The sequence below is a fragment of the Kitasatospora sp. NPDC057512 genome (assembly GCF_042802135.1).
In the GTDB taxonomy this organism is placed as follows: Bacteria; Actinomycetota; Actinomycetes; order Streptomycetales; family Streptomycetaceae; genus Kitasatospora.
Genome location: NZ_JBHVET010000387.1, coordinates 1 through 7,786, shown reverse-complemented (window position 1 = coordinate 7,786; position 7,786 = coordinate 1). Strand labels below are relative to the sequence as shown.

The window sequence follows — 7,786 nt, the reverse complement described above, 5'->3', positions numbered from 1 at the left end:
CCGTCGCAGCGGGTCCTGGACCAGGGGACGCCCCGGGTCAGGGATGTCCGGGTCAGGCCTTGCCGTTCGCCCGCTGCTCGGCGAAGCGGACCAGGGTGCGCACCGCGCTCGCGGTGCCGCCCTTCGGGGTGTAGCCGTACGGCGCGCTCTCGTGGAACGCCGGACCGGCGATGTCCAGGTGCGCCCAGTCGGTGCCCTCGGCCACGAACTCCTTCAGGAACAGGCCGGCCACCAGGCCGCCGCCCATCCGCTCGCCCATGTTCGCCAGGTCGGCGATGGTCGACTCGGTGAAGCCCTTGCGCAGCTCGGCCGGCAGCGGCATCGGCCAGGACTGCTCGCCCGCCTCGCCGGCCAGGACGTGCAGCTCCTCGCGCAGCTCGTCGTCGTTGGCCATCACGCCGAAGGTGCGGTTGCCCAGGGCCAGCACCATGGCGCCGGTCAGGGTGGCCACGTCGACGATGACGTCCGGGTTCTCCTCGCCGGCCCGCACGATCGCGTCGGCCAGCACCAGGCGGCCCTCGGCGTCCGTGTTCAGGACCTCGACGGTCTTGCCGCCGTACATCTTCAGCACGTCGCCCGGGCGGGTGGCGGAGCCGGACGGCATGTTCTCGGCCAGCGCCAGCCAGCCGGTGACGTTGACGGCCAGGCCCAGGCGCTTGGCGGACACCACGGCGGCGAGGACGGCGGCGGCGCCGGCCATGTCGCACTTCATGGTCTCGTTGTGGCCGGCCGGCTTCAGCGAGATGCCGCCCGAGTCGTAGGTGATGCCCTTGCCGATGAACGCCAGGGTGGCCTTGGCCTTCGGGTGGGTGTAGGCCACCTTCACCAGGCGGGGCGGGTTCGCCGAGCCGCCGCCGACGCCCAGCAGGCCGCCGAAGCCGCCCTTGGTCAGCGCCTTCTCGTCCAGCACCTCGACCTTGAGGCCGTGCTCCTTGCCGGCCGCCTGGGCGATCGCGGCGAAGCTCTTCGGGTTCAGGTCGTTCGGCGCGGTGTTGACCAGGTCGCGGGCCCGGTTCATCTCCTCGCCGATCGCGGTGGCGCGCTCCACGGCGGCCTTGGCGTCCTTGCTGCCCTTGCGGGCGGCCAGCACGACCAGCTCGCCGACCGGCTCCTTGCCGTTGCCGTTGCCCTTGTAGGTGCCGAAGGCGTACGAGCCGAGCAGGCCGCCCAGCGCGACCGCCTCGATGTCCGCCGCGGACTCGGCCGGCAGAGCCAGCGCGGCCTTCTTGGCACCGGCCAGGGTGCGGGCGGCGACACCGGCGGCGCGGCGCAGCGCCTCCAGCTCGTAGCCGTCCTCGGCGGCCTCGCCCAGGCCGACCGCGAGCACGAGCGCGGCCTTCAGGCCGGCGGGGGAGGGGACCTTGACGGCCTCGCCCTCGGCGCCGGTCGCGCCCAGGGTGCTGAGGACCTCGGTCAGCTTGCCCTCGAACGCCTCGTTCACGGCCTCGGCACCGGGGGCCAGCACGATGCCCTTCGGGCCCTTCGCGACACCGACCACCAGGGCGTCCGCGCGCAGCGAGGCGGCGGAGGAGGTGCTCACAGACAATGCAGTCACGTAATGCGTCCTGTTCTTTCGCGGTCCACGGCCGGCCACGGCGAGGCTGCCGCACCGGCGCAGCCCGCGCCGTCGCAGGCCGTCCGCCGGCGGGCCTCCGGGTCCGGGCCCCCTGGCTGCGCGCGTCCGCCGGGGTGGCCGCGTACACCAGAGGCCCCGGCTCCTCGGTACGCGCCGGGCGGGCAGGACCTGCCACGGTGCAGGGCTGCGGTGCTCCACGCATGGTAGTCCGCATGCTGGGATCACGCGCCGCCCGGTGTCAGCCGAGCAACGACAGGGCGAACAGCGAGGCGGTCGCGGCGGTTTCGGCCATCGCGCCGAGCACGTCCCCGGTGATCCCGCCGAACCTGCGCACGCACCGCCGGAGCAGCAGCCAGGAGCAGCCCGTACCGACCGCAACGGCCAGCGGGAGGCGGAGAACTGACCATCCGTCGACCAGTCCGGCCGCGGCCAGGGCGAGCGCGGCGGCGGCCGTCGCGGCGGCGGCCCCGGCGGGCGGCACGGTGCCCGCCACCATCGCCCCCAGGCCGCCCGGCCGGGCGGCCGGCACCGACCGCAGACAGCCCCAGGCGAGCGCGCACCGGGCGGCCGTCGCCGAGGCGAGCACCGCGAGTGCGCCGCGCAGCGGGGAGTGGCCGAACTGCCCGGCCAGCGCGGCCACCTGGGCGAGCAGGACGAGGACCAGGGTCAGTACGCCGAACGGACCGATGTCGGACTGCTTCATGACGCGCAGCGCGTCCTCGGCCGGCTTCCCGCTGCCCAGCCCGTCGGCGACGTCCGCCAGGCCGTCCAGGTGCAGACCCCGGGTCAGCCCGGCCAGCACCCCCACGGCGGCCACCGCGCCGAGCGGCCCGCCCGCCCGCCAGGCCACCAGCGCCCCGGCCGCGGCCGCCAGGGCGCCCAGCACCAGCCCGACCACCGGGGCCGCCACCATCGCCCGGGCCGCCGCGGCCCGGTCCCAGCGCTCCACCCGCACCCGCAGTACGGACAGTGTCCCGAACCCGAACCGCAGGCCCTCGGCCCAGTCGGCCCGGTCGCCGCGGTCCGTCATGTGCGCGTTCCCCTCGAAGGTCGGACAGAAAGACAGCAAGACAGTAGGAAAGGGCGGGAACGCAAGAACGCCCCGGCGAAGGGGCGTTCTCCGGACGGCCGGGGCCGCCGCTACAGCTTCCGCAGCAGGTCCGCCGCCGAGGGCAGCTTCGGCTGCTCCTTCGGCGCGCCCGGCGCCGTCGGCACGAAGGGCTTCGGCGCCTCGTCCGCGAGCACGTCCCCCGCGGCCTGGAGCAGCGGCAGCGCCAGCAGCGCGCCGACGCCCTCGCCCATGGTGATGCCCTGGTCCTGCAGCGGCGTCAGGGTCAGCCGGTCGTACGCCTTCGCCTGGGCCGGCTCGCCGCTGGACTGCCCGGCCCGCCACCACTCCGGCGCGCGGAAGGCGATCCGCTGCGCGACCAGCGCGCAGGCCGCCGAGACCACGCCGTCCAGCACCACCGGCAGCCGTCGGACGGCCGCCTGGAGCAGGAAGCCGGTGATCGCGGCGAAGTCGGCCCCGCCGGTGGCGCCGAGCAGCGCCAGCTGGTCGCCGAGCACCGGCCGGGCCCGCCGCAGCGAGTCCCGGATGGTGGCGCACTTGACCATCCACACCCGGTCGTCGATCCCGGAGCCGCGCCCGGTCACCGCCGCCGCGTCGGTGCCGCAGAGCGCGCCGACCAGCACGCCGGCCACCGTGGTGGCGCCGACCCCGAGGTCGCCGAGCAGCACCAGGTCGGTGCCGGCGTCGGCCTCCTCGTCGGCGACGGCCATGCCGGCCCGGAACGCCCGGACGGTCTCCTGGGCGGTGAGCGCGTCCTCGACGTCGATCCGCCCGGAGCCGCGCCGGATCCGGTGGGCGACCACCTCGTCCGGGAAGTCGGTCGGGTCGGCGTCCACGGCGACGTCGACGACCCGCACCCGGGCGCCGTAGCGCGCGGCCAGCCGGGACACCGGCGCGCTGCCGTCGAGCACGGCCCGCACCCGGGCCGCGGTGCCGCCCTGGGCGGGCATCCGGGAGACCCCGAGCGCCGCCACGCCGTGGTCGGCGGCGAACAGCAGCACCTTGGGGGCGGAGACGGGCAGCACCGGCGAGCGCCCCTGTACGGAGGCCAGCCAGCTGCCCAGCTCCTCGAGTCGGCCGAGCCCGCCGCGCGGCCGGTCGGCCGCCTGCCAGCGCTCCTCGGCGGCCCGCCGGGCGCTCTCGTCGGGGCGCTCGACGAGCGAGGAGAACGTATCGAGATCCACGGTCGTGTCCATCGTCCGGAAGGCTACACGGCGCGGGTGTTCAGCCAACGGCTGGCTTGACGGTCAGCACCTGACCGGCCACCACCAGCAGGACCCGCTCCGAGGCGTCGGCCACGGCCATGTTGAGCCGGCCCAGGGTGTCGCGGAAGCGGCGGCCCGCGGCGGTGGCCGGGACGACGCCCATGCCGACCTCGTTGCTCACCGCGACGGCGGTCCGCCCGGTGGCCGCCCAGGCCCGCGCCAGCGCCTCGCAGCGGCGCTGCACGGCGGCCTCGCCGCCGGCCGCCCAGACCTCGTCGTCCCAGGCGCCGCACTCGTCCATCACGGCGGTCAGCCACAGGGCGAGGCAGTCGACCAGCACCGGTGCCGGGTCGGCCGGGTCGGCCAGCACGGCCTCCAGGTCGCAGGTCTCGGCGGTGCGCCAGCTCGCGGGCCGGCGCTCCCGGTGCAGCGCGACCCGCTGGGCCCACTCGGCGTCGCCGTCCCGGGTGCCGCCGGTGGCCACGTACAGCACGTCCGGCCGGTCGGCGAGCAGCTGCTCGGCGCGGGTGGACTTGCCGGAGCGGGCGCCGCCGAGCAGCAGCGTGCGGGGCAGCGGAGGACGGGTGGGCTCGGATCGGGTCGCCATGCCGTCCATCCTGCCCGAGCAGGCATACGGAAGATCGGGCCGGGCAGGCTATGGTGCGCAGCAACACAGGCAGCGTGGTCAGTGGGAGGAGCCGGCATGGTCTGGACGTGGCGGTACGAGAAGGCGGACGGCAGCGCGGTGACGCCGGGCGCCGGCCAGGAGGAGTTCGCCGGCCAGGGGGACGCCGAGACCTGGATCGGGGAGACCTGGAAGCAGCTCGCGGAGGACGGTGTGGACACCGCGGTGCTGCTGGAGGACGACCGGGTCGTCTACGCGATGAGCCTGGGCGAGGAGTAGCGCGGACGGGGTGGAGCGGCCGCGGCGCGGCTACTTCGCCCCGATCACGTGCAGGAGCGCGGCGACCTGCCGGTACGGGTCGGTGCGGCCGGCCCGGTCCTCGGCTTCCAGGAGCTGGGCCAGCTGCCGCCCGTCCACCGGCGGGGCCGCGTCGTCCGGGGCGCTGTCGGTGAAGACCCGCACGCCGTACCAGTGCCGCAGCGGGACGGACACCTCGGAGAGGGTGACGGTGAGGTCGGCGAGCCGGTCGGCCCGTGCGGCCAGTCCGAGCCGGTTGTAGTACCGGTCGCTCTCGAAGGCGTGCAGGGCGGCCCGCCAGTCCCCGGCGGCGGCCGGCCGCAGGGCGAGCGCGTCGCGGTTGCGGACCAGCAGCGAGAGCAGCCCCCCGGGCGCCAGCAGCCGGGCCAGCGAGGCGATCATCGGGTCCGGGTCGGGCAGGTACATCAGGACGCCGTGGCAGAGCACCACGTCGAAGCTGCGCGGGCCGAACCAGCGCCCGCACTGGTGGCCGTCGCCGCTGAGCAGCTGCATCCGGCCGCGGACCTCCGGCGGCTCCTCGGCGAGCGCCCCCTGGGCGACGCCGAGCGCGACCGGGTCCGAGTCGATCCCGGTGACGTAGTGGCCGGCCCGGGCCAGCCGCAGGGCCTGGGTGCCCTGGCCGCAGCCGATGTCGAGGACGCGCTGCGCGCTGCGGCCGGCCAGCTGTTCGGCGAGCTGGCGGGCGACGAGCTCCTGGCGGACGAAGTTGCGCAGCCCGCCGAGCCGGTCCAGCCAGGCGCCGGTGCCGCCCGCGAAGGAGCCGCTGCGCGAGGGCAGCCGGCGTTCCTGGGCGAGGCGGTCGTGGCCGCCGTGGCCCTGCCCCGGAAGCGCGCCGCCCTGCCCGGGGAGTGCGTAGAGGCCGGGCCCCTCCCAGGAGGGCGGGGCCCAGCCGGAGCCGACCGGTTCGGCGGTCAGGGCTTCTCCCCGCGCCGCACCTGCGGCTTGGGCAGGCGCAGCCGGCGCATCTGGAGGGTGCGCATGATGCCGTACGCGACGGCGCCGCGGGTGTTCTGGTCGGCGAAGCGCTCGGCCAGCTGCTTGCGCAGGCCGAGGCCGAGGCGGACGAAGTCCAGGATCACCACCACGAAGAACAGCAGGAACAGCAGCGTGGAGAGCAGCTGGAGCGCCGGCACCTTGACGATGCTGAGCACCAGGATGACCACGGCGGCCGGCAGGAAGAACTCGGCCAGCGACCAGCGGGAGTCCACGTAGTCGCGGGCGAACTTGCGCACCGGGCCCTTGTCACGGGCCGGAAGGTGGCGCTCGTCGCCGTTCATCAGCGCCTGGCGCTGCTTCTCGCGCTCGGCGCGCATCCGCTCGCGCCCCTGGCGGGCGGCCTCCTTGCGGTCCTTGGGCACGGTCACCCGGGTACGCCGGTTGGCCTCGGCCTCACTGCGCTTGGGGGTGGGGCGGCCCTTCTTGGCCTGCGGATCGCGGGCCTGGGTCGTCTCGTCCTGCTTCTCCAGCACGGTGGCGGAGGCGGCGGCATCATCTGAACGGCGTCGGAACACACCACCAGCGTACGGGGTGCGACGCGGCTTCCACGGGCGCCCTCGGAACCGAACACATATCGATACCGCCAGGTCGCCGTCCGAAGCGGGTTTCCCGGGGCCTTCCCGTAGGGGATCAGTCGGATGGACGATGGGGGGTATGAGGGGCGGATCCACCCGGGGGAGGAGGAAACGCCACTGGTCGCTGTAGCAGTCTTGTTGCAGGCAGGTGCACTGCGGCGAAGGGCTCGCTGCACATACACTCGTCGTGTCTGGTAACGAGATAGAGACCGCAGGCCGGAGAAGGGGGCACCCGAGGCCCATGAGCGACGGAATCATGAAGCGTATGGGGCTGATCTTCCGCTCCAAGGCGAACAAGGCCTTGGATCGGGCGGAGGATCCGCGTGAGACGCTTGACTACTCCTACCAGAAGCAGCTTGAGCTGCTCCAGAAGGTACGGCGTGGTGTCGCGGATGTCGCGACCTCGCGCAAGCGGCTCGAACTCCAGCTGACCCAGCTCCAGCAGCAGTCGGCGAAGTACGAGGACCAGGGCCGCAAGGCGCTGTCGCTCGGCCGCGAGGACCTCGCCCGTGAGGCGTTGACCCGCAAGGCCAACATGCAGTCGCAGATCAACGACCTGGAGACGCAGTACCAGCAGCTCCAGGCCGAGGAGGAGAAGCTCACCCTCGCCTCCCAGCGACTTCAGGCCAAGGTGGACGCCTTCCGCACCAAGAAGGAGACCATCAAGGCGACGTACACGGCCGCCCAGGCGCAGACCCGCATCGCCGAGTCCTTCTCCGGGATCTCGGAGGAGATGGGCGACGTCGGCCTGGCGATCCAGCGTGCCGAGGACAAGACCGCCCAGATGCAGGCCCGGGCGGGCGCGATCGACGAGCTGCTGGCCTCCGGCGCGCTCGACGACGCGAGCGGTCTCGGCCGCAAGGACGACATCGAGGCCGAGCTGGAGCGGGTGGCCGGCGGTTCCGACGTCGAGCTGGAGCTGGCCCGGATGAAGGCCGAGCTCTCCGGTCCCTCCTCGGCCGGCCCCGCCGCGATCGAGCAGGGCAAGCAGGACGTCCAGCCGCAGCCGCAGCAGGACACCCCGCGCATCAACTACAACAAGTGATCTGAGCTCGACCCCACGAACCAGGGAGACGCACGGCATGATCATGAGGGTCATGGGTGAGGGGCAGTACGAGGTGGGCGACGACCACCTGAACCTGCTCAACGAGCTCGACGCCGAGCTCGTCACCGCAGTGGAGTCGGGGGACGAGGCGCTCTTCCGCCAGGCCTACGCCAAGCTCATCGAGGCGGTGAAGCAGTACGGCACCCCGGTGCCGCTGGACTCGCTGGAGCCGTCCGAGCTGATCCTGCCGAACGCCGACGCGACGATCGACGAGGTCCGCGAGCTGTTGATGGCCGACGGCGAGGGCGTGATCCCGGGCTTCCCCGAGTAGGGCCCGCGGCCGCTGCCAGACGAAAGGGCGGGCCCCCTCCACCACC

8 protein-coding genes and 1 pseudogene are annotated in these 7,786 nt (G+C 74.1%); 3 read left to right on the top strand and 6 right to left on the bottom strand.

The window, feature by feature from the left end:
• Window positions 1–52: 52 nt before the first annotated feature.
• The 4 genes and pseudogenes from ACFU6K_RS23670 to cobU all read right to left on the bottom strand — a co-directional run.
• Window positions 53–1,555, bottom strand: coding sequence for a leucyl aminopeptidase (locus ACFU6K_RS23670; RefSeq protein WP_380666092.1), 1,503 nt, complete (start codon window positions 1,553–1,555; stop codon window positions 53–55).
• Window positions 1,556–1,814: 259 nt separating this feature from the next.
• Complete coding sequence (locus ACFU6K_RS23665) at window positions 1,815–2,606, bottom strand: adenosylcobinamide-GDP ribazoletransferase (RefSeq protein WP_380666090.1); 792 nt, start codon at window positions 2,604–2,606, stop codon at window positions 1,815–1,817.
• Between the two features lie 110 nt (window positions 2,607–2,716).
• A complete protein-coding gene (locus ACFU6K_RS23660) occupies window positions 2,717–3,841 on the bottom strand; it encodes a nicotinate-nucleotide--dimethylbenzimidazole phosphoribosyltransferase (protein WP_380666087.1) in 1,125 nt (374 codons plus the stop codon).
• Window positions 3,842–3,869: 28 nt separating this feature from the next.
• A pseudogene (gene cobU, locus ACFU6K_RS23655) lies at window positions 3,870–4,430 on the bottom strand (bifunctional adenosylcobinamide kinase/adenosylcobinamide-phosphate guanylyltransferase); the annotation flags it as partial.
• A gap of 123 nt (window positions 4,431–4,553) precedes the next feature.
• Here cobU and ACFU6K_RS23650 point away from each other — a divergent pair.
• Entirely contained in the window at window positions 4,554–4,754 is a 201-nt protein-coding gene (locus tag ACFU6K_RS23650) for a hypothetical protein (RefSeq protein WP_380666085.1), read from the top strand.
• Window positions 4,755–4,784: 30 nt separating this feature from the next.
• On the opposite strand, the gene ACFU6K_RS23645 is transcribed toward ACFU6K_RS23650, so the two are convergent.
• Together ACFU6K_RS23645 and ACFU6K_RS23640 are read right to left on the bottom strand one after the other, a co-directional pair.
• Window positions 4,785–5,525 carry a class I SAM-dependent methyltransferase gene (locus ACFU6K_RS23645; protein WP_380666094.1) on the bottom strand — a complete coding sequence of 247 codons (741 nt, stop codon included), beginning with the start codon at window positions 5,523–5,525 and terminating at the stop codon, window positions 4,785–4,787.
• Between the two features lie 179 nt (window positions 5,526–5,704).
• Entirely contained in the window at window positions 5,705–6,304 is a 600-nt protein-coding gene (locus ACFU6K_RS23640) for a DUF3043 domain-containing protein (RefSeq protein ID WP_380666083.1), read from the bottom strand.
• Window positions 6,305–6,605: 301 nt separating this feature from the next.
• Here ACFU6K_RS23640 and ACFU6K_RS23635 point away from each other — a divergent pair, with 301 nt between their 5' ends.
• Window positions 6,606–7,409: a PspA/IM30 family protein gene (locus tag ACFU6K_RS23635; protein WP_074000884.1), complete on the top strand. Its 804-nt coding sequence runs from the start codon at window positions 6,606–6,608 to the stop codon at window positions 7,407–7,409.
• Between the two features lie 37 nt (window positions 7,410–7,446).
• Entirely contained in the window at window positions 7,447–7,740 is a 294-nt protein-coding gene (locus ACFU6K_RS23630) for a hypothetical protein (RefSeq protein ID WP_380666080.1), read from the top strand.
• Window positions 7,741–7,786: the final 46 nt, after the last annotated feature.